Source organism: Corynebacterium sp. 045007 (assembly GCF_040743205.1).
GTDB classification, from domain to species: Bacteria; Actinomycetota; Actinomycetes; order Mycobacteriales; family Mycobacteriaceae; genus Corynebacterium; species Corynebacterium jeikeium_D.
In genome coordinates this window covers 34,909-55,246 of sequence record NZ_JBFLKW010000005.1, presented here as the reverse complement: position 1 = coordinate 55,246, position 20,338 = coordinate 34,909, and the positions used below count along the sequence as shown (strand labels likewise).

Genomic DNA, 20,338 nt, shown 5'->3' with positions numbered 1-20,338 from the left:
GGGATAGGAGCCCGCTCTACTCAGGCCCCTATCCCAACTACAAAACCACCCTGAACTAATGGGACTTGCGGTGGGAAAGCGAATCGACGCTCTGGCCCTTCTGCTCCAGCTGTGTGAGCAGCACGTCGCGGACATCGCGGCGGCGGACCTTGCCCATCTGGTCGCGAGGAAGTTCCTCCAGGTGGAAGAATGCGCGCGGCACCTTGTACCGGGTCAGGTTGTCGTAGCAGTGGTCGCGGTAGGCGTCGGAATCCAGTCGGGCGTAGTCAGCAAGGGTGATCGCGGCCACGACCATCTCGGAGCCGTCACTCTTCGGCAGGCCGACGACCGTGGCATCGGTGATGTCCGGGTGAGAGAGCAGTACTTCCTCGACCTCGGCCGGGTAGACATTGAAGCCACCGGTGATGATGACCTCCTTGATGCGGGCAACCAGCTTGATGAAGCCGTCCGACTCCATGACTCCGACATCGCCGGTGCGGTACCAACGGTCGCCAGCGGGAAGCTCAGCAGGCCCATCGGTGAAGGACTTCTCCGTTGCCTCCGGGAGGTTGAGATAACCGGCGAAAACCTGTGGGCCTCGGACGATGACCTCGCCCTCCTCGCCGTCAGCGCGGAGTTTGGTGGGATTTTCGGGGTCAACGATGGCAACCTCGGTGTCGGGGAATGGCAGGCCAACGTAGCCCGGGCGGCGGTTGCCGTCCATCGGGTTGCCGACGATAATCGGTGACGTTTCGGTGAGGCCGTAGCCTTCGACAAGGCGCCCGCCAGTGAGTTTCTCCCACTTCTGTACAAGGGAAACCGGCAGGGTAGCGGCGCCACAGAAGGCAAACTTTACCCCGGAGAGATCGACATTATCGCGCTCGGCTGCTTCGACAATCTTCTCGTAGAGAGTCGGCACACCAGGCACCCATGTCGGGCGATTGTTCTTCATCACCTTCATAATCAGCGGAATCTCCGGTGCCGGCACCAGCACCAGTTCAGCGCCAATCAGCATGGACAAGTTGGTGACAATGGTCAGGCCGTAGGCATGGAACATTGGCAGGATGCCGAGGGAGATTTCCCGCTCCTTGCCAAGGCCCGGCACCCAGGCCTTACCCTGCAGAATGTTCGCTACCAACCCCTGGTGACTCAACTGTGCGCCCTTTGGCGAGCCCGTGGTGCCAGAGGTGTACATCATCACTGCAGTGTCATCGGCAGTGATGGATTCATCGGCCTGGAGGTCGTGGCCATCTCCGCCGACGGCGTCGTGAAGCAAAGCGTCAAAACCCATGACCTGCGGTGCGGAGGAGTGCAGCTTAGCGCGGGCGGCGCGGAGCTTCGGCAGCGGGATCGACAGGGCGGTGCGCATGACAAACGGCAGGTCCTGCAGCATATTGACCGCGATGATGGTCTCGAGCGGGGTGTTGTTGCGGAGGTCTTCAAGTACGGGGACGATCTTGTCCCAGCAGATGGCAAAGCGGGCGCCGTGGTCGTTGAATGGGTGGCGCAGTTCGTGGGCGGTGTAGAGGGGGTTGTGCTCTACGGCAACAGCGCCGAGGTGCAGAACTGCCCAGTAGGCGATGACGTGCTGCGGGCAGTTCGGCATGAGCAGTGCCACGCGATCGCCTTTGCGTACGCCAAGTGCGCGCAGGCCGGCGGCAACGCTGCGAACCTTGGCATCCAGCTCCGCATACGAGGTGGAGCGACCGAATAAGGTCAGTGCCTTGCGGCGCGGGTGGTTGCTCAGAGTGTGGCGGTAGACGTCTAGGAGGGTGTCGAAGTTGTAGTCGATGTGGGGTGGGGTCCACTCCGGATACAAGTTCAGCCAGGCCTTGGAAACCGCAGCGTTGGGTGCGGAACCGTGAGCTGGGGCAGAGTCATTTGCAGCGTGTGAGCTGGATGTATCGGCCATGGGGTCCTCCTAAATTTTTGTTTAGCACCTGAATATGTCGTGAGGTGATAATAACCTACGACGTAGTAGGTATCGACCTCTATTGTGCCGTACGTCGCACTGCGATGCCGGAATTCCGATACACGTATTTGAGGTACTCATTTGCGGGGTTGCCCCTGGCGTAGGCACTCTGGGCAGTATGAGCGAAACATTTCCGGCGGCAACGGCGGGCGCAGACGCGGCCACCTCTAACACCCCGGCGTGGCCGAACCGCATCGCGATGATCTCCATGCATACCTCTCCGCTGGAGCAACCGGGCATCGGTGACGCTGGTGGCATGAATGTCTACGTGCTGCGCACCTGCGAGGAGCTGGCGCGACGCGGTGTGAAGGTGGATGTTTTCACCCGCGCCACGCGTTCCAGCGATGGGCCGGTGATTCAGGTCAGTGAGAACTTCCGCGTCATCAACATTGTGGCTGGTCCATATGAGGGGTTAGAGAAGTCAGACCTGGCTACGCAGATGCCGGCCTTTGCCGGTGGGGTCATTGAATTCGCCCGCAAACAGGGGATTGAATACGACCTGATCCATTCGCACTACTGGCTCTCTGGCCAGGTGGGGTGGCTGCTGTCGGATTTGCTTGACATTCCGTTTGTGCACACGGCGCACACGCTGGCGGCAGTGAAGAATCTCCATCTGGCGGAGGGAGATACGCCGGAGCCGGAGTCTCGGCGTATCTGTGAGCAGCAGATTGTGGACAATGCGTGCCGGCTCATCGTCAACACCGATGCCGAGGCTAAGCAGCTCGCGGATCTCCACGATGCCGACCCGTGGCGCATCAATGTTGTGCCGCCCGGGGTGGACGTGGAGCTCTTTTCGCCGGGCAGTGATCGTGCCACCGAGCGGTCCCGTCGTGAGCTGGGCATCCCGTTGCACACTAAGGTCATTTTGTTCGTCGGTAGGCTGCAGCGGCTGAAAGGCCCGCAGGTATTGCTGCGCGGTGTCGGTGAGCTCATGCGTCGCCATCCCGCCACTAATGTTCGAGTGATTATCTGCGGTGGACTGTCCGGTTCTGGGCTGCATGCGCCCGACGAATTCACCAATCTCGCCGCGGAAGAGGGGATTGATCACCTAGTCCGGTTCATGCCCCCGCGCCCGCCGCAGGACCTGGCGAAGCTCTATCAGGCCGCAGATATTGTCGCCGTGCCCAGTTACAACGAAACTTTCGGGTTGGTCGCGATGGAGGCTCAGGCCACCGGCACTCCCGTTGTCGCGGCGAATGTCGGCGGGCTTTCCATCGCTGTCGACGATGGGGTCAGCGGTTTGCTTGTCGACGGTCACGAGTCCGCAGCCTGGGCCGATGCCCTCGGTCGCCTGGTGGAGGACGACGAGCTGCGCATTAAGTTGGCCACCCAGGCGCGCGAGCACTCCTTGGAGTTTTCCTGGCAAAAGACCGTGGATCGGTTGGCCGATGTCTATCATCGAACCGAACTCCAAAAGGAAAATTGTCCCGGCTCTATCCGGGATGCGGGCGGCTCCCGGTAGGTTTCGTTAGCTTCAGTACCGCCAGAGCCGTAGCCACAAAAGCAGGGAGATGATTCACGATGAGCACGGACATCCAAGTACAGCTGAAATCCCTCGGTGAGCAGCTGGAACGCCTCGGTGTCGAGCATGGTCTTGCAGACAATGCCGCCGTGGTGGTCCTGCCTGGTAAGAAGAAGCTCAAGACTGTCGTCGGTCTCATCCCGGCGCCGGACTCCCTGCGTGTTGAAGCCTTCGTCTGTCGCGCGGTCGAAGAAAACCACGAGGCCGTCTACAAGTGGTTGCTGCAGCGCAACCGTCGTCTGTTCGGCATCGGTTACACCATCGACGCCGCCGGCGACATCTACCTGGTCGGTCAACTGCCCGCTGAGCTTTCCGACGATGACCTCGACCGTCTCCTCGGTCAGCTGCTGGAGACGGCCGATGGGGACTTCAACCAGATCCTCGAACGCGGCTTTGCATCGGCAATTAAGCGCGAGTGGGAGTGGCGGGTTGACCGTGGGGAAAACCTGGCCAATTTGGAGCAGTTCCGCCACATGGTTGAGTAGCCGGGGGTAGCAACCCACATAGCGGGGCAACGAACGGCGGGCTTTCCAGTTTTGGGGCACAATTGGGGGTATGAGCAATGGAAAACTGATTCTTGTCCGTCATGGCCAGAGTGAGTGGAACGCATCCAACCAGTTCACGGGCTGGGTCGACGTTGCACTGACCGACAAGGGCCGCGCTGAGGCAGTACGTGCCGGTGAGATGCTCGTAGAGGCAGGCCTGAAGCCGCAGGTTCTCTACACGTCGCTGCTGCGTCGCGCAATTAACACCGCACACATTGCCCTGGATACCGCTGACCTGTTGTGGATTCCGGTTATCCGTGACTGGCGTCTGAACGAGCGCCACTACGGTGCTCTGCAGGGTCTGAACAAGGCAGAGACCAAGGAGAAGTACGGCGAGGACCAGTTCATGTCCTGGCGTCGCTCCTACGACACTCCGCCGCCGGAGCTGTCGGATGACAGCGAGTTCTCGCAGGCTAATGACCCGCGTTACGCCAACCTGGATGAGGTTCCGCGTACGGAGTGCCTCCTGGACGTCGTCAAGCGTTTCATTCCTTACTTTGAAGAGGAAATCCTGCCACGTCTGAAGTCCGGTGAGACTGTCATGGTGGCAGCTCACGGTAACTCCCTGCGTGCACTGGTCAAGCACCTGGACAACATCTCGGACGAGGACATTGCCGCTCTGAACATCCCGACCGGTATCCCGCTGGTTTACGACTTTGATGCTGAGGGCAAGGTTTTGAACCCGGGTGGCACCTACCTGGATCCGGAAGCTGCAGCCGCAGGTGCTGCTGCTGTTGCCGCTCAGGGCAACAAGTAAAAATGTAGGTGTTTGATAGGCCGATAAGGGGCGCAGCCAAGTGGGGCTGTGCTCCTTGGTCTATTTAGAGCTAGCTAGCGCAATGATTTTTCAGCGCGCGCGGACTGTGAAAAGAGCTTAGGGTAAGACCCGTGTCAAAAATCATTATCGCCGCTCTATTAGGTGCTGCGGTTATGGCAGCTGTGCTGATTCTTGGTGGAGTTGTCTCGGGTGCCTATAACGCCGCTCGGCGTCAGAAGAGCGACGAGGAAAGTTCAATAACCACTATGGCGCAGGTCATGCACCTGGCCATTCAGAAGTCTCCGACGGGTGTGGTGGTCGTTGACATCTCGCGTGATTTGATTTTGTCGAACTCCATGGCGCACAAGTTGGGGCTGGTCTATGAGCGCCGCCTCAATGACGTGGGCTGGGAAGCTGCGCTCAAGGTCTTTGACTCGCAGGAGGACCAGGAGCTAACGCTGGTGCTGCCGTCGCGCCGGGCGGGGGCGCCGGACACAATTGTCCGCTGTCAGCTAACTCCGTTGTCGCTGGTGGACGACCGTTTTGTGGTGATTTATGCGGCGGATGTCTCCGAACAGGCCCGTATGGAGGCCGCGCGACGTGACTTTGTGGCCAACGTCTCCCACGAGCTCAAGACTCCGGTGGGGGCCATCAGCCTCTTGGTCGAGGCGCTGAATGAAGCTACCGACGACCCGGTTGCCGTGCGTCACTTCAGTGAGAGCCTGACGCAGGAGTCCAAGCGGATGTCGACCATGATTACGGAACTCATCTCGCTGTCGAAGCTGCAGGGGGCAGAGCCACTGCCGGACATGTCTCCCGTGAAGGTTGAAGAGATTGTCCAAGGAGCTGTGCGTCGTAACCAGATGCTCTCGGAGCAGGCGGGTATTGAAATCACCGTTGACTGTGAGCCGGATTTGGTGGTTGAAGGTGAACGCAGCCTGCTGATCACCGCGGTGTCCAACCTGATTTCAAATGCGATCAACTACTCGCCAGAGGCCACGCCTGTATCTGTGACTGCGGTCAAGGAGGATAACGACACCGTCGCTATCCGCGTCACTGACCGCGGTATCGGCATTTCCCAGGCGAATCAGAAGCGTATCTTCGAGCGCTTCTTCCGTGCGGATAAGGCACGCTCGCGGGCGACAGGCGGTACCGGTCTGGGCTTGGCAATTGTTAAGCACGTTGCAGCGAATCACAAGGGAACCGTGAAGCTGTGGAGTCGGCTGGGCACAGGATCGACCTTCACCATTGAGCTCCCGCTGATGGAAAAGAACGGTTCCGCGTCGAATGATGGCGATGTATCTGCACGTTTGCCAATCGGCCACACCCAGCCTGCGGGTAAAATTGCGGCTAAGAAAAACGCGCAGCGAGGTACGGGCAAAACCCGTGGCAAGGATAAGGATTCCCAGAACAAGGATTCCAAGGAAGGAATGAAGTAATCCGTGACTGAGGTACTTATTGTCGAAGACGAGACGGCTTTGGCGGAGCCGCTTGCGTTTCTGCTGCAGCGCGAAGGATTCGAGGTGCGGATGGCCGCTGACGGCCAGGAAGCACTTGCAGAATTCTCCAAGGCAGAACCGGACATTGTGCTGCTGGACCTCATGCTGCCAGGTATGAGTGGCACCGAGGTCTGCAAAAACATCCGCTTAAAGTCCTCTGTCCCAGTGATTATGGTCACCGCCCGTGACACTGAGATTGACAAGGTCGTCGGCCTCGAAATTGGTGCGGATGACTATGTGACCAAGCCGTATTCCTCCCGGGAGCTTATTGCCCGTATCCGGGCTGTGCTGCGCCGCGGTCGCCACGACGACTCCGACGATGTCGAGGATATCTACGAGGAGGTCTTGCGCGGCGGTCCGGTCGTGCTGGATGTCGAGCGCCACGTGGTCACCGTTGACGGCGATGATGTCGCAATGCCGCTCAAGGAATTCGACCTGCTGGAGTATTTGCTGCGCAACCGTGGTCGTGTGCTCACCCGCGGCCAGCTCATCGACCGCGTCTGGGGCTCCGACTACGTCGGCGACACCAAGACGCTGGACGTACACATCAAGCGCCTGCGCTCCAAGATCGAGCGCAATCCTTCCTCGCCGGAATTCCTGGTCACCGTTCGCGGCTTGGGTTACAAGTTCGAGGACTAGCTCAGCAGACTGCTGCCGACGGTCTCCGCCGGCGGTCTGAGAAACCTCGACTTAAACCTCGTCCGGTGCCAGCCCCTCGGCCGCTGCGCGTGTGGCCGGGTGAATCGCCAGCAGTGGGTAGCCACTCGGCCCGAAAACCTTGGCCGCGCCCGCTGCTTCTCGGGCACGGCAGTGCTCCGCGAGAATTTCGTAGCACTCTTCGCCGATGAGCTCTATTAGCTCGGACTTGTGCGTGCGCCACACCGGCTCGCCACCGGTATGTGTGGCCGGCGCGCCCGTGCAGAACCACTCAAAGTCCTCGCCGCCATCGCCCCAGGCACGACGATCATATTCAGTAATGGTCGTGCGCAGAATCTCCTGGCCGTCTGGGCGTTCCTCCCAGTCCTCCAGTCGGCGCAGCGGCACCTGCCAGCACACATCCGGCTTGACCTTCACGGGGTCAATGTCGTTGGCCATTGCCCACTGGTGGATGGCACAGCCCGCACCATTGCGCCACCCGTCACGGTTGGCAAAAATGCAGGCATTCTTCACGACCTTCGTTTTCAGAGCAGGCTCAGGCTCTCCGTTTTCGTCGTCAAGCTCGTCCCACACTAACCACGGTTCCAACGGTTCGGAGGGGTCGGTTTCGTAGGTTTCGAGCCACTTCAGGGTTTGTTTGGGGCGGTTCTGCCACCACTGAGGCTCTGTGGAGTCGCCTTCCATTCGCTTTACGACGCCAATAACCCTCTCGCGGTCTTCTTCGTCGGTGATAAAGGCGCCATGGCCGCAGCATCCGACATCCGCGTTCGCGGAGTCGATGCCCTGGCAAGCGGAGGTGCCGAAAGCGCATTGATAGGAGCTCATCAACCAGGTTAGGTCGCAGGTGATGATGTGTTCTGGGTCCTCCGGGTGGGCGAACTCGAACCACTCGCGGGGAAAGTCATAGGCGACTTCAGCGGGAGACGGTTGCGGTCCGCGACCGGGGCGGGGGTGGGGTTGATTCACACCAATACACCGTAGACCGTCTAACCTACTAAGAGTGAGATTAGGTGTATTAGATGTAGGTAGTAATACCGTCCACTTGGTGATGGTGGACGCCCGCCGGGGCGGACATCCGACTCCGATGAGCGATTCCAAGTCGACGATGAAGCTGGTCGAGTACCTGGATAAGGACAACAACCTGTCCAAGAAGGGCATTGACAAGCTGACGGGCTACGTCGCTGAATCCAAGGAATTGGTTGAGCAGATGAAGTGCGAAGAGATGATTAGCTTCGCCACTTCAGCTGTTCGCGATGCCACGAATGCGGACGAGGTTCTCGCCCACGTTGAGAAAGAAACTGGCATTAAGCTGCAGATTCTCTCCGGTGAGGATGAGGCTCGTCTGACCTTTTTGGCAGTACGGCGCTGGTACGGCTGGTCTGCTGGTCGTCTAATCAACCTGGATATCGGTGGCGGTTCTCTTGAGCTGACGTCGGGTACTGATGAAGATCCGGAGGCGGCGTACTCGCTGCTGCTCGGTGCGGGACGGTTGACCCACGAGTGGTTCGAGACCGATCCGCCGGAGCGCAAGAAGATTGACCTGCTGCGCGATTACATTGATGCTGAGCTCGCTGAGCCAGCTCGTCATCTGCGTACGCTTGGTGAGCCGGACTTGGCTGTCGCCACCTCGAAGACTTTCCGCACTCTCGCCCGCCTGACCGGTGCGGCGCCTTCCGCCGCTGGTCCCCGGGTTAAGCGCACTCTGACTGCCGCTGGTTTGCGCCAGTTGATTGCGTTTATTTCCCGCATGACGGCGGCTGACCGTGCTGAACTTGAGGGTGTTAGTGCGAATCGTTCTCACCAAATTGTCGCAGGTGCTCTCGTTGCAGAGGCTAGTATGCGAGCATTGGGATTAGAGAAGGTCGAGATTTGTCCTTGGGCGCTGCGCGAGGGCATCATCTTCCGACGACTGGACAGTGACCTATACGGAAAGGGTTGAGATGAGCGAGGAAAAGCTCACCGTTGCCGAACTGCTGGCGCGGCGGCAGAAGGAAGGAGCCCCCTCTGAACCACCGCGGCGCCGCCGTCGACGCAGCCTTGAAGAAGGCGGTGTGTCCGTTCAGGAACTCACCGGCTCAATCCCTCGTGTAAAGGCCGACGAACCGCGACGTGGTGCCCACGCTCTTTCCAACGCAGACGACGATCAGACGACTACGAGTGATTTGCTTGCCGACGAAGCTGCGGCCAACGCCGCCGAAGAAGCGCAGGCAACCGAACCGGAGGTAGAAGCTCCAGAGCACTCGGAGGCTGTCGCTGAGCCAGTGGTAGTTGCTGAAGGGGCGGGTTCTTCGGAGCATGAGGTTCAAGCTGAGGCCGAGGCTGAAGCTGACGAGGTTGCCGAAGTTGCTGAAGAACCGGCTGCACCGGTTGCACCGGCAGCTCCGCAGCAGGAGCAAGCCGCGCAGAGCACACCAACTGCGCAGCCAGCAGCCCCTGCGGTGCCATTGGCAATTCCGATGGAACCCCGTCCGGTCATGGTCAACTCCGAACGTTCGGAGATTACCTACACCTTCACCGAACTGCGTGACATGGCAGACGAGTCGCAGCAGATTGGGGAACCGGGGCCAGTCGCTCGTGCAGTACTCACCGGTTCCAACGCTTACGACGACCGTCCGACCGCCTCCATTCCGGTTGTCCAGGACAAGGTCGACGAAGCGTCTGAGGCATCCGTTGAAACGGATGGCGTCGACGGTGAACAGCTTGCTGAGGCTGAAGCCGCTCAGGAAACCGCTACTTTCGAGGCTGTCGACGCTGACGCCGATACCGGTGCCGCTTCCAAGGCGGCAGTGGCAGCCGCTGTCGCTCCTGAAGTTGCACAGGCAGAAGACGCACAGGCCGATATCGAGCAGGCCGAGGACGCCCCCGCTGAGGCTGCGCAGGTCGAGACCACACCGACCCAGGCCGCAGCTGACGAGAAGCAGGCGGAGCCCCGGGACGTCGTTAAGCGTGAAGAATCCAAGAGCTCCAAGGGCAAGGCCGTCGCGCGCGATGGCTACGCCGAGGACAATTCCCTCTCGGTGCCGTTGCTGCTAATCCAGGTCTTCGTGGGTCTGATTGCTGGTGCATTGGTGTTCCTGGGCTTCACCATGGCCTGGTCGTCGCTGCCAAAGATTGTGGTTGTCATCATGGCTCTCGTGGTCGCTGGTGGCTTCGCGGGAATGGCGAACTACCTGCGCCGTGAGAAGGACAAACTGACACCGATTCTCGCAGGACTTGTCGGTTTGGCGCTGACATTTGGCCCCTGGATTCTCTTCCAGTTGTAGTGGGGTCAACAGAATAATCATCACCTGATGCAGGGGTCGGAAGCGTAGTTTTCCGGTCCCTGCATTCGCATGTGTGGGCCAGTTTTGGCACACTTAGCGTCCATGACAAGAATTGCTGTAATTGGTGGCGGAAAGATAGGTAGCGCACTCGTCGGTGGTCTCATCGACGGTGGTGTCTCGCCCTCCTCGATTTATGTGGTGGGGCGCACCAAGGAGAGCCTGGCCGGTCTGAAGGAGACCTACGGCATTGTCGATACCGACGACCCAGTAGGGGCCGTCGACGGTGCCGACGTGGTGTTCTTGTGCGTAAAACCGTACTTGATTATCGACATGCTCGAGCAGATTGCCGACGTGCTCGATGACTCTGAGGTCGACACCATTGTGGTGTCGATGGCGGCTGGCATCACGCTGGACAAGATGGAAAGCGTCTGTGCTGTCGGTACTCCGGTGATCCGCGTCATGCCGAATACCCCGATGCTGGTGGGCAAGGGTGTCTGTGCAGTCGCGCCGGGCCGCTTTGTCACGGAGAGCCAGACCGACGAGGTTGTCGAACTGTTGGAGAAGGTCGGCAGCGTTGAGGTTGTCGATGAGTCGCTGATGTCTGCAGTTACTGCAGTCTCGGGCTCCGGTCCGGCTTACTTCTTCCAGTTCGTCGAGGCGATGACCGATGCGGGTGTGAATCTGGGCCTCAAGCGTGATCAGGCTAAGCGTCTGGCGTCGGCTACGGCTGCTGGTGCAGCCGAGATGATGATGCAGGAAGGTGCGGACCCGACTGCGCTGCGTGCCGATGTCACTTCGCCGGGCGGTACAACCGCTGCGGCCACCCGAGTTTTCGAGGAAGAAGGCATTCGCCGCGCGGTGCATCGTGCGCTGCAGGCTTGCTATGACAAGGCCAACGAGATGGGTAAATAAGCATTTCGCCGAGTAGAGGCGGGTGTACAAGTAACCCCAATATTTGGGGCATTGGAAATGGTCAGCGGCAGTAGCTAATCCGATACGCAGGGACGATGGGTTAGTCACAACTGTCACACCATTCGCCAATGCCCCTATTTTTTATCAAAAATCGCACCGGCACCTTGCCTACCGGTAGGATATGAAAAGCACGTGCGTGTCACGATTTTCTGCAGGAGGGGAAGCCTGCAGCGCGTCGCGTGCGCTGAAGGGAATATTTACTAATGCAGAATGCAGATAAAGGCACCTTTCTGACCGTTGCGGAAGTTGCTGACATCATGCGCGTATCCAAGATGACCGTCTACCGCCTGGTTCACGCTGGCGAGCTGCCGGCAGTGCGCGTTGGCCGTTCTTTCCGCGTCCATGAGTCCGCAGTCAAGGAATACCTGGACTCCTCCTTCTACAACGCGGGTTAATTTTTTCTGCCTTTAAGCGGGGCTGTTTGACCTGAACGCATATGTCCCCGCTATGATTAATCCGATTAGTACATGGTGCTGTGCTGCGCCCCTGTTTCCTATCGTCTTCAAGTCATGAAGTATCTAGCTGTGAAGGCGGAAGGAAAAAGGGCGTGACATCTCGGCGGTTGTAAGGCCGCATTGAGTACGCCGCCATTGTGCAAGAAAAGAAATTTCCGTCAACGAATAGCGAGGTCGAGCCGATGGGTTCCGTCATTAAGAAGCGTCGCAAGCGCATGTCGAAGAAGAAGCACCGCAAGATGCTTCGCCGTACCCGCGTGCAGCGTCGTAAGCTCGGCAAGTAAGCCAGCATTCCTGCCGTTATCGCAGGAGCGCGCGTGCTGCGTCGCGTACACGTTTTAAAAGCAGAACCCGCCCGGTCTCGTTGAGATAGGGCGGGTTTTGTCGTTGGGGGCTAATCACGGGCTGCCGATTACGGGCTGCAAATGTGAAACTGTAGGAGTTTATGACACTTTCATGCCATTTTTCGAGCCATTTTTGTCATAAACGCAGTCACTAACTCTCGAGTGCGCCTAGCAGCGTTTAACTTTCCTTATTCGCGTCCCACAGTCGCTTGCCGACGAGTCCCGCGCCCCCGACAGCTCCTGCCAGCAGTGCTCCGATCGAGAGCCACCGCATCGTGGCGAAGGTTGCGGAGCGGAAGTGACGGTAGTCGTAGACAGTCCACCGCATCTTCTGGGCGTAATTCCGCAATTTGCGGTCCGGGTTGATGGCTACGGCGGTGCCTACCATGGACAGCATGGGAATGTCGTTGGCGGAATCTGAGTATGCCGTGCAGCGAGACATGTCCAACCCGGAAGAGGCTGCCAGAGCTGCCACCGCGTGCTTCTTACCCGGGCCGTGGAGAATATCGCCTACCAGGCGGCCAGTGAACTTGCCATCTTTGACCTCGGCGACCGTGCCAAGGGCGCCGGTCAGTCCGATGTGCTTAGCGATAACCTGGGCCAGCTGCACCGGGGTGGCGGTGACCAGCCAGACCTCTTGGCCAGCCTGGATATGTAGTTCCGCCAGATCGCGGGTGCCCTGGTAAACGCGGTCGCTGATCTTTTCTTCAAAGATTTCTTCGCCGAGTTTGACCATTTCATTCACATCGTGGCCGGCGAAAAACTCCAATGCCTGTTCACGGGCCTTAGCTACGTCGGCAGCGTTTTCCGCGCCTGAGATTCGGAATTTCAGCTGCTTCCAAATCATGCCGGCCAAATCACGCTTCTTGATGAAGCCGCGCTCGACCAAACCCATGGCAAAGAGGAAGATTGATGCGCCTTGGACAAGCGTGTTGTCCACATCGAAGAAAGCGGCTGCGCCCTGATCGCGTTCGACACCTGGAATGGGCTGCGAGAGCACACGGGCACCGCCAGCGGCATCTTCGGCACCAGCTACACTGCGAAATCCCGTAGCCAGTTCTTCGCCGCCGACGTCGTAGACTTCGCCGAGAGCTTCCAGTGCATTGGCAGCCGCTGCAGCACCAGCTTCCTCCTGTGCTTCGTCATTGAGCGGAGCGAGAACTACCTGCTCGAGGAAGTTGCGGACGTTACCCTGCGAGGACGCAAGGTCACCCAGCATGTCGATGGGGAAGGGGGAGCGGTTGTCGGCACTGAACTCACTCACGGCACGAAAATCTCTTTCCACGGTGTATGCAACCGACATCCGTTATCGGAAGCTCTTGTTGAATAGTATCCGGTCTTTAGGCAAAGCTGCGCGCTGAGATTCAAGGAGCGGATGGGGCAAGGATAAGAAGAGTCACTTTTGCAGGGGAAGTGTGGGGAGGGGGACGTCGTAAAGCGAAACAGTCGACCTTTAGACTGGCCGTTATGGTGACTGTGACGGTGATGAGTAGGAAGACGTGCGGTTCGTGCGCCCGAGTGATTGCGCAGATTGAGCCGCTAGTTCGGGACCAAAATGCGCAGTTCCAGGTGGAAGACGTCGATACCGATCCGAACTTGGCCATGGAATTTGGCGATCGCGTGCCGGTGATTTTGGTCAATGATGAGGAAATCGCTTGCTGGGAAATCGATGATGATGAACTCCTGGAAGCGATAGCGGAGGCCGAATAAGTTCGGGAGACAACTCTGCCGAACTGCTAGGAGCTGCGGAGACATGGCAGAATGTGGAGTAGCGGCAAAGAAGTAGGGGAGTGCTGCGAACATCGAGGTAGAGACTAAGTAAAGTATGCCTTTGTTGTGACGAGATGGCAGAGTTGTCTAGCGTTAACAGTCATAGCTGTGTGAAAAAGCCCGTAGCGGGGCCTGTGAAGGAGCAATAGAGCGGTGATTGAGCGGTGAGTGTGCTTCTCGTCGGAATGTCGTACCGGTCTGCACCGGTGACCCTTCTTGAAAAGGTCTCCGTCGGTGAAACTGAGCGAGAGGCCATTTTGGCTCGGCTGGTCGCGGATGAAGCGATCAGCGAAGCGATGCTGTTGTCGACCTGTAACCGCGTTGAGTACTACGTGGTGGCCAACGGCTTCCACTCTGGCCTATCGGCCGTGGTCCGTGAAATTGTCGGTCGTACTGGGCTCGAACTCGATGAACTGACACCGCACCTCTATGTGCGGTACGCACAGGCCGCAGCGGAGCATGCCTTCTCGGTGTGTGCTGGTCTTGACTCGATGGTGCTGGGGGAACAGCAGATTATCGGTCAGCTTCGCAATGCTTACCAGGAAGCGGACGAAGCCGGCACCGTCGGTCGCATGCTGCATGACTTGGCGCAGAAGGCGCTGCACACAGGCAAGCGAGTCCACAGCGAAACACTGATTGATAATGCGGGCGCATCGATGGTCTCCGTGGCCATCGACGAGGCGATTGCTGCGCTGCATCCTGGGTTCAACTCTGGTGTTGACGTCGCTGAGGGTACCGATATTCTGGCCGGACGTTCGGCCCTTATCCTCGGCGCCGGTGCGATGAGTTCGCTGGCCGCCAGTTACCTGGGGCGCTGCGGCATTGATCGTCTGATTATTGCCAACCGCACCGTTGACCGGGCGCAGAACCTGGCTAACCACTCGATCGAAGCGGGCATCCCCGCTACTGCTATTGCGTTGCATGATTTCGCTGATGTCCTCGATGATGTGGACATTCTCGTCAGTGCCACCGGAGCCATGACTCCAGTGGTCTCAGCTGCAGATGTTGTCGACCACGGCCCGCTCGCCATCGTCGATTTGTCTATGCCTCGCGACGTCGCGGAGGATGTCTCCGGGCTTGAGGGGATCGCACTCTTCAACATCGAATTGCTGCAGATGACTCGCACGGAGGTTCCGGGTCGTGATGATGAGGCTGCAGCGCGCGACATTGTGGCCGAAGAGTTGGAGTCCTACCTCACGGCGCAGCGCGCAAGCGAGGTAGCACCGACTGTTCGCGCTCTGCGTGAGCGCGCGGCGGATGTGGCGGCGGCTGAGCTCGCTCGCCTGGAGGCGAAGACACCGGGGCTTACTCAAAAGGAACGTCGCGAAGTCGAGTCCACGGTTCGCCGCGTCGTCGATAAGCTCTTGCATGTGCCAACGGTGCAGGTCAAGAAGCTTTCTAGTCAGCAGGGTGGTGGCAACTACGCGCTTGCGCTGCAGAAGCTCTTCGACCTGCCCCTATCTACCCCCTCTGGCCTGTATGCTGACACCGATATCCCCGCAGATCTCATGGTAGAGGGCCGAATTGGGCGGATGCAGGGATTTGAGCAGTATGGTCTTGACAGTAGTGCCATCATTGAAGGCGTTGCTGAAACCACCAAAAATTAACACCCGGAGGGAAACATGCCTGACCCAGCGACTATTCGTATCGGTACCAGGGGCTCGGAACTGGCCACGACACAGGCCGGTCACGTCCGTGATGCACTGATTGAGCTGGGACAGCCTGCAGAGCTGGTGATTGTAAAGACCGCCGGTGACCATAACCGCCACGACCCGGTGGAAAAGATTGGCATCGGTGTCTTCACCCAGGCGCTGCGTCATGCACTCCGCGAGGGGGTGTGCGACATTATCGTGCACTCGTTTAAGGACCTGCCGACCCTGCCGGAAGACGACATGATGGTCGCAGCCGTGCCGGAGCGCGTCGATCCGCGAGAAGCGCTGATTTCCCGCGATGCCACGCCGCTGATGGACCTGCCTGAGGGGGCTCGTGTGGGTACCTCCGCGCCGCGTCGTGTCTCTCAGTTGCGTGCGCTGCGCTCCGACCTGGAACTTGTACCACTGCGTGGAAACATCGAAACCCGCATGGGGCGCGTCTCTGAGGACTTGGACGCTGTCATTCTGGCTCGCGCCGGACTGGAGCGCACGGGTCGCCTCGGAGAGATTGCGGAATCCCTGGACGTGGACGTCCTCATGCCGGCCCCGGCTCAGGGCGCCCTGGCGCTGGAGTGCCGCACTGCTGACCGCGAAATTGTGGATATTCTGCGCAAGATTGACCACCCGGTGTCCCATGCCCGCGCTGTCGCTGAGCGCGCGGTACTCAATGAGCTGGAAGCGGGCTGCACCGCTCCGGTCGCGGCCTACTCAACCGTGAGCGACAGTGGTGAACTCACCCTGCAGGCGGGGGTGTTCGCACTCGACGGTTCGCGTCAGTTGCTCGAGACCGCTACCGCAAACGTGGATAAGGCCGATGAGCTTGGCCGGAAGGTTGCGGCGGCCCTGCTCGAACGGGGTGCTCATGAGGTAATGGGCGATACCCTGCGGGAATCTCAAAAGTAGCCGGTTAGTTAATTTGGCTCAAACCCTTTATGCTAATAGGCCTGTATGCATGCCGTTGGGATAAGGGTTTCCTTCGTGTGCTCGCATGTGAGATTCAGGTGTCCACCTGCCACTCACATGCGTTGGCGCATGTCCGCTTTCTTCCTTAGAGACTCATCGGCACGAAAAGTGAACAACCAATAGAAAAGAAATCACTCCGCAACGATGAACACCTCCCTCCCCTCAGCAACGGGACGCATCCTGTTCGTCGGCGCTGGTCCTGGAAATCCCGACCTGCTGACGCTTCGCGCCCGTGAGATTCTCGCAGACACCGCTATCGCCTACGTCGACGCCGATGTCATGCCGGGGGTTCGAGAGCTCGTCGCAACCGATGTGCCTGTTCCTCCCGAGCTGCTGAAGGAAGCCGAGGAAGAGTACGAGCGCATGTGCGCCGCAGCCAAGGCCAAGGGATCTCGTCGTAAGCCGCCGCGTCCGGCACCACCGACCGCCGCAGATTTGCGCACGCCTATCGACGATCCCAAGAAGATGGCCAACCTGCTCGTCGAAGAAGCTGCTAAAGGCAGTGACGTGGTGCGTTTGGTGGCAGGCAATCCGCTGACCAACGATTCGCTGCTGGCCGAAATCAACGAGGTCTCGCACGCCGATGTTGAGTTCCAGATTGTCCCTGGCATGTCCGTGCCCTCCACCGTTCCGGCATTTGCCGGTATCGCGTTGGGCTCGACGTACACGGAGACCGATCTCGGTCGCGCCGATGTGGACTGGGACGAGCTGGCCCAGGCACCGCAGCCGCTGGTACTGCAGGCCGTGCAGGACGACCTGTCCGCCATTGCCTCTGAGCTCGGTGAACGCGGCCTGCCGTCGTCGTTGCCAGTGTCGGTGACTGTCAACGGTACGACTCGTCTGCAGCGCACCTACGACGTCACGCTGGGCACCTTGGCGCAGCTCTCGGGTGACCTGACCGGTCCGCTGGTGGTCACGCTTGGCAAGGGTGTGGACAATCGTTCGAAGTACTCATGGTGGGAAAACCGCGCTCTCTACGGATGGAAGGTGCTGGTCCCACGCGCCAAGGCACAGGCAGGGCCGATGAGTGCCCGTCTCGTTGCGCACGGCGCCATCCCGATTGAGGTCCCGACCATCTCAATCGAGCCACCGCGCAGCCCGGCGCAGATGGAACGCGCCATCAAGGGGCTTGTCGACGGCCGTTACCAGTGGGTTGTCTTCACTTCCGTCAACGCCGTCACCGCAGTGTGGGAGAAGTTCCAGGAATTCGGCTTGGACGCGCGCTCCTTCGCCGGGGTCCGCATCGCAGCAGTCGGCCATCGCACCGCCGCTGCCATCCGCGATCTCGGCATCACTCCGGAGCTGCTTCCGGATGACACTCGTCAAAATGCCGCGGGCATTGTCGACGTGTTCCCGGAGTACATCGAGGATCTCGATCCGGTCAACCGCGTATTGCTGCCGCGCGCCGATATCGGCACCGACGTGCTTGTCGACGGTCTGATTGACCTGGGCTGGGAAGTTGATGATGTGGTCGCTTACCGTACCGTGCGGGCAGCGCCACCGAGTGCGGATATCCGCGACATGATTAAGTCCGGTGGCTTCGACGCAGTGTGCTTCACCTCGGGGTCGACGGTGAAGAACCTGGTCGGCATCGCGGGTAAGCCGCATGCTCGCACCATCATTGCCTGCATCGGGCCGATGGCCGCAGCCACGGCTCGCGAGTACGGCCTGCGGGTAGATGTCGTGCCGGAGCGCGCAAGCATCCCGGAGCTGGTGGATGCGCTGGCAGAGCATGTTGCGCAACTGCGGGCGGCAGGGCAGCTGCCACCACCGCGCAAGAAGCGTCGTCGTTCGCGTAAAACCAAGGACTGAGCAGGGGCGTACCGGAGCGAGTTCGCGTTTTGATTAAGGTTGTCTTTATGACTACATCTGGAGCTTCTGAATCATCCCGCGAAATCGATCTCGAACAGTTTGGATTTCCTCTCCCGATTCGTCGCCCACGCAGGCTGCGCACCAACCCGGTGATGCGTGCGATGACGGCGGAGACGACACTGACTCCGAAAAATCTCATCCTGCCCATGTTTGTTGCAGATGGGATTGATGAGCCGAAGCCAATCAGCTCCCTGCCCGGGGTAGTGCAGCATACCGAGGACTCCCTGGTAGAAGCTGTGCGCGAGGCTGTTGAGGCAGGTATCTCGGCAGTTGACCTCTTCGGTGTCCCGCTGGATGCGGACAAGGACGGCGAGGGCTCTGAGTCCTGGAATCCGGAGGGCGTACTCAACCGTGCCCTGCGTCGTCTCCGCGACGAGTTCGGGAATGACATTTTGATTATGGCCGACACCTGCCTGGATGAGTTCACTGACCACGGCCACTGTGGTGTGCTGGGCAAGGACCGCTTCGGCAACACGGTCGTTGAGAATGACCGCACGCTGATTAACTACATCAAGATGGCCGTTGCGCAGGCCGACGCCGGTGCCCATATCGTGTCCCCTTCGGGCATGATGGACGGCCAGATTGCCGCAATTCGCGAGGGCTTGGATGCCGCTGGCCATGAGGATGTCTCCATCATGGCGTACTCGGCAAAGTACGCCTCCGCCTTCTACGGTCCATTCCGTGAAGCTGTGGGCAGCTCGCTGCAGGGTGATCGCCGTACCTACCAGCAGGATCCTGCAAACCGTCGTGAGTCCCTGCTTGAAGTGCAGCTCGACGTTGACGAAGGTGCGGACATGGTGATGGTCAAGCCGGCCATGAGCTACCTGGACATTCTGCGCGAGGTCGCGGATATGTCGCCGGTGCCGGTTGCCGCCTACCAGGTCTCTGGTGAGTACGCGATGATTCACGCCGCTGCCGCCAACGGGTGGATTGACCTGGATGCTGCGATGATGGAGGCAGTACTGAGCATTCGCCGTGCCGGTGCGGAGCAGATTTTGACCTACGCAGCGGTGGACTTGGCGAAGAAGCTGCGCGCCCAGTTCTAATTCGCTCGGGTGAACGTGCAGTAGCAAATATCGAGAAGTGGACGGATGACTAAAGAAGAGAAGAAGCCCGCAATTCCTGAGCAGGTCGAGGGAGCTAGGCAGGCGTGGCGGGTTACGGCCGTGTTGCAGCTGCTCGTCGCTGCGGTAGCTACGGTGACCTACTGGCTGCATCCGGAAATGCTGATGAGCCCCTCAACCGCTAAGGAGAATTTCCCGGGTTTCAGCGAGGGCCAGATTGATGCTGCCATGAAGGCGACTATCGTTATCGCGTTCTTTTTCGCAGTGGGGCTTTGCATCGCGTTCTTCGCCATCATCGAGCGAATGCGCAAGGGGAGCGAAGGTGCTCGCACCGTGCTGGTTATCGGCTCGCTTTACCTGGCACTGTCGGCGCTGATGTCCTTCTTCTCTTCTACGGCTTCAGAATCGGGAGTGCCGGCATCCCTCGTTCTTATCAGCGGAATTGTGCGAATCGCCTCGGCCACTGCCGCGGTAGCGGGCCTAGTGCTCGCCGCTTCGAAGGAATCCAAGGACTACTTCGATCATCAGCGCCCGTCGAAACCGTGGACGCCGTCCGCTCCGGAATCGCATCTGCCGAGAGCGTCGAAGCATGGCGCTGATCCAAAGCGGCAACAGCAGCTGGGCCAGTCACAGCCCAAGCAATCGAAGCAGCCTGAGGAGTCCAAGCGATGATGTCCCTGCCGAGTCGGCCCTGGCAGTGGGTGCTCTTCGTCGCGCTCATCGCCCAGATTGTCCTGAGCTTGATACTGGTCACCGGCGACTACTCGCAGGCTCCCGCCGCCGTTGGCCGCGATATCTACATCGTCGCCGGTGTGACGCTGGTCTGCTCGCTTATTGGTAGCGGCTGCTTGCCGACGGCCACTGAGTTCAAACTCTCCCGGAACTGCCTGCTCATCATGGTGATTATCACGGCTCTCGCCATGTTCTTTGCCATTATGGCTGGAGCGCTGACTGTATGGGTTATCGCGCCCAGCCTGGCGATGGCGTGTGGACTACTGTTGCTCTATCGTGAATTAGCGCTCACGCGCGCCAACCAGCCACAGGATTAGACG

The 20,338-nt window shown here is 59.5% G+C and carries 20 protein-coding genes; 17 read left to right on the top strand and 3 right to left on the bottom strand.

The genetic code is table 11. From position 1 onward, the window contains the following. Positions 1 to 55: 55 nt before the first annotated feature. Positions 56 to 1,891: a long-chain-fatty-acid--CoA ligase gene (locus tag AB1Z34_RS04220; RefSeq protein WP_367157952.1), complete on the bottom strand. Its 1,836-nt coding sequence runs from the start codon at positions 1,889 to 1,891 to the stop codon at positions 56 to 58. 259 nt (positions 1,892 to 2,150) lie between these two features. Between AB1Z34_RS04220 and mshA the strand changes: the two genes are divergently transcribed. From mshA to AB1Z34_RS04195, 5 genes are all read left to right on the top strand, one after another. After that, positions 2,151 to 3,413 (top strand): D-inositol-3-phosphate glycosyltransferase, encoded by a 1,263-nt coding sequence (gene mshA / locus AB1Z34_RS04215; protein WP_180950668.1) that lies wholly within the window; start codon positions 2,151 to 2,153, stop codon positions 3,411 to 3,413. A 59-nt stretch (positions 3,414 to 3,472) separates the two neighbouring features. Next, positions 3,473 to 3,958, top strand: coding sequence for a YbjN domain-containing protein (locus tag AB1Z34_RS04210; protein ID WP_070643274.1), 486 nt, complete (start codon positions 3,473 to 3,475; stop codon positions 3,956 to 3,958). Between the two features lie 70 nt (positions 3,959 to 4,028). Next, the gene (locus AB1Z34_RS04205; protein ID WP_070643272.1) at positions 4,029 to 4,775 is read left to right on the top strand and encodes a phosphoglyceromutase; all 747 of its coding nucleotides are present in this window, start codon (positions 4,029 to 4,031) and stop codon (positions 4,773 to 4,775) included. 131 nt (positions 4,776 to 4,906) lie between these two features. Continuing rightward, positions 4,907 to 6,214 carry an ATP-binding protein gene (locus AB1Z34_RS04200; RefSeq protein ID WP_016421978.1) on the top strand — a complete coding sequence of 436 codons (1,308 nt, stop codon included), beginning with the start codon at positions 4,907 to 4,909 and terminating at the stop codon, positions 6,212 to 6,214. Between the two features lie 3 nt (positions 6,215 to 6,217). Beyond that, positions 6,218 to 6,913 carry a response regulator transcription factor gene (locus AB1Z34_RS04195; RefSeq protein WP_016421979.1) on the top strand — a complete coding sequence of 232 codons (696 nt, stop codon included), beginning with the start codon at positions 6,218 to 6,220 and terminating at the stop codon, positions 6,911 to 6,913. Between the two features lie 51 nt (positions 6,914 to 6,964). Here AB1Z34_RS04195 and AB1Z34_RS04190 read toward each other — a convergent pair whose 3' ends face one another. Continuing rightward, positions 6,965 to 7,897 carry a hypothetical protein gene (locus AB1Z34_RS04190; RefSeq protein ID WP_367157950.1) on the bottom strand — a complete coding sequence of 311 codons (933 nt, stop codon included), beginning with the start codon at positions 7,895 to 7,897 and terminating at the stop codon, positions 6,965 to 6,967. A gap of 34 nt (positions 7,898 to 7,931) precedes the next feature. Between AB1Z34_RS04190 and AB1Z34_RS04185 the strand changes: the two genes are divergently transcribed. From AB1Z34_RS04185 to AB1Z34_RS04165, 5 genes are all read left to right on the top strand, one after another. Next, on the top strand, positions 7,932 to 8,870 hold the full coding sequence (locus tag AB1Z34_RS04185) for a Ppx/GppA phosphatase family protein (RefSeq protein ID WP_161798518.1): 939 nt from the start codon (positions 7,932 to 7,934) through the stop codon (positions 8,868 to 8,870). A 1-nt stretch (position 8,871) separates the two neighbouring features. Further along, positions 8,872 to 10,194 (top strand): hypothetical protein, encoded by a 1,323-nt coding sequence (locus AB1Z34_RS04180; RefSeq protein ID WP_284797597.1) that lies wholly within the window; start codon positions 8,872 to 8,874, stop codon positions 10,192 to 10,194. A 102-nt stretch (positions 10,195 to 10,296) separates the two neighbouring features. Next, positions 10,297 to 11,106, top strand: a complete 810-nt coding sequence (proC, locus tag AB1Z34_RS04175) for a pyrroline-5-carboxylate reductase (protein WP_284797596.1) — start codon at positions 10,297 to 10,299, stop codon at positions 11,104 to 11,106. 263 nt (positions 11,107 to 11,369) lie between these two features. After that, positions 11,370 to 11,561, top strand: a complete 192-nt coding sequence (locus AB1Z34_RS04170; RefSeq protein ID WP_005509751.1) for a helix-turn-helix domain-containing protein — start codon at positions 11,370 to 11,372, stop codon at positions 11,559 to 11,561. 242 nt (positions 11,562 to 11,803) lie between these two features. After that, entirely contained in the window at positions 11,804 to 11,905 is a 102-nt protein-coding gene (locus AB1Z34_RS04165; RefSeq protein ID WP_003855542.1) for an AURKAIP1/COX24 domain-containing protein, read from the top strand. Between the two features lie 238 nt (positions 11,906 to 12,143). On the opposite strand, the gene AB1Z34_RS04160 is transcribed toward AB1Z34_RS04165, so the two are convergent. Continuing rightward, a complete protein-coding gene (locus tag AB1Z34_RS04160; RefSeq protein ID WP_070603566.1) occupies positions 12,144 to 13,268 on the bottom strand; it encodes an HAD family phosphatase in 1,125 nt (374 codons plus the stop codon). Positions 13,269 to 13,432: 164 nt separating this feature from the next. Here AB1Z34_RS04160 and AB1Z34_RS04155 point away from each other — a divergent pair, with 164 nt between their 5' ends. From AB1Z34_RS04155 to AB1Z34_RS04125, 7 genes are all read left to right on the top strand, one after another. Further along, the gene (locus AB1Z34_RS04155) at positions 13,433 to 13,675 is read left to right on the top strand and encodes a glutaredoxin family protein (RefSeq protein WP_016421985.1); all 243 of its coding nucleotides are present in this window, start codon (positions 13,433 to 13,435) and stop codon (positions 13,673 to 13,675) included. A 224-nt stretch (positions 13,676 to 13,899) separates the two neighbouring features. Then, positions 13,900 to 15,342, top strand: coding sequence for a glutamyl-tRNA reductase (locus tag AB1Z34_RS04150; protein WP_367157949.1), 1,443 nt, complete (start codon positions 13,900 to 13,902; stop codon positions 15,340 to 15,342). A gap of 15 nt (positions 15,343 to 15,357) precedes the next feature. Then, positions 15,358 to 16,290, top strand: a complete 933-nt coding sequence (gene hemC, locus AB1Z34_RS04145; RefSeq protein WP_049190547.1) for a hydroxymethylbilane synthase — start codon at positions 15,358 to 15,360, stop codon at positions 16,288 to 16,290. A gap of 204 nt (positions 16,291 to 16,494) precedes the next feature. Then, positions 16,495 to 18,162: a uroporphyrinogen-III synthase gene (locus AB1Z34_RS04140; RefSeq protein WP_367157948.1), complete on the top strand. Its 1,668-nt coding sequence runs from the start codon at positions 16,495 to 16,497 to the stop codon at positions 18,160 to 18,162. A 47-nt stretch (positions 18,163 to 18,209) separates the two neighbouring features. Then, positions 18,210 to 19,268 carry a porphobilinogen synthase gene (gene hemB / locus AB1Z34_RS04135; protein ID WP_049172406.1) on the top strand — a complete coding sequence of 353 codons (1,059 nt, stop codon included), beginning with the start codon at positions 18,210 to 18,212 and terminating at the stop codon, positions 19,266 to 19,268. Between the two features lie 45 nt (positions 19,269 to 19,313). Further along, positions 19,314 to 19,958 carry a hypothetical protein gene (locus tag AB1Z34_RS04130; RefSeq protein WP_016421990.1) on the top strand — a complete coding sequence of 215 codons (645 nt, stop codon included), beginning with the start codon at positions 19,314 to 19,316 and terminating at the stop codon, positions 19,956 to 19,958. Next, entirely contained in the window at positions 19,955 to 20,335 is a 381-nt protein-coding gene (locus tag AB1Z34_RS04125; protein ID WP_016421991.1) for a hypothetical protein, read from the top strand. Before AB1Z34_RS04130 ends, AB1Z34_RS04125 begins: the two co-directional genes overlap by 4 nt. Positions 20,336 to 20,338: the final 3 nt, after the last annotated feature.

Bases quoted from the DNA above. Each gene is read 5' to 3' on its own strand.
- AB1Z34_RS04170 (WP_005509751.1), top strand. From the start codon at position 11,370: ATGCAGAATGCAGATAAAGGCACCTTTCTGACCGTTGCGGAAGTTGCT.
- hemB (WP_049172406.1), top strand. From the start codon at position 18,210: ATGACTACATCTGGAGCTTCTGAATCATCCCGCGAAATCGATCTCGAA.
- mshA (WP_180950668.1), top strand. From the start codon at position 2,151: ATGATCTCCATGCATACCTCTCCGCTGGAGCAACCGGGCATCGGTGAC.
- AB1Z34_RS04210 (WP_070643274.1), top strand. From the start codon at position 3,473: ATGAGCACGGACATCCAAGTACAGCTGAAATCCCTCGGTGAGCAGCTG.
- hemC (WP_049190547.1), top strand. From the start codon at position 15,358: ATGCCTGACCCAGCGACTATTCGTATCGGTACCAGGGGCTCGGAACTG.
- AB1Z34_RS04220 (WP_367157952.1), bottom strand. From the start codon at position 1,891: ATGGCCGATACATCCAGCTCACACGCTGCAAATGACTCTGCCCCAGCT.
- AB1Z34_RS04125 (WP_016421991.1), top strand. From the start codon at position 19,955: ATGATGTCCCTGCCGAGTCGGCCCTGGCAGTGGGTGCTCTTCGTCGCG.
- proC (WP_284797596.1), top strand. From the start codon at position 10,297: ATGACAAGAATTGCTGTAATTGGTGGCGGAAAGATAGGTAGCGCACTC.
- AB1Z34_RS04165 (WP_003855542.1), top strand. From the start codon at position 11,804: ATGGGTTCCGTCATTAAGAAGCGTCGCAAGCGCATGTCGAAGAAGAAG.
- AB1Z34_RS04205 (WP_070643272.1), top strand. From the start codon at position 4,029: ATGAGCAATGGAAAACTGATTCTTGTCCGTCATGGCCAGAGTGAGTGG.
- AB1Z34_RS04130 (WP_016421990.1), top strand. From the start codon at position 19,314: ATGACTAAAGAAGAGAAGAAGCCCGCAATTCCTGAGCAGGTCGAGGGA.
- AB1Z34_RS04155 (WP_016421985.1), top strand. From the start codon at position 13,433: ATGGTGACTGTGACGGTGATGAGTAGGAAGACGTGCGGTTCGTGCGCC.
- AB1Z34_RS04160 (WP_070603566.1), bottom strand. From the start codon at position 13,268: ATGTCGGTTGCATACACCGTGGAAAGAGATTTTCGTGCCGTGAGTGAG.
- AB1Z34_RS04180 (WP_284797597.1), top strand. From the start codon at position 8,872: ATGAGCGAGGAAAAGCTCACCGTTGCCGAACTGCTGGCGCGGCGGCAG.
- AB1Z34_RS04140 (WP_367157948.1), top strand. From the start codon at position 16,495: ATGAACACCTCCCTCCCCTCAGCAACGGGACGCATCCTGTTCGTCGGC.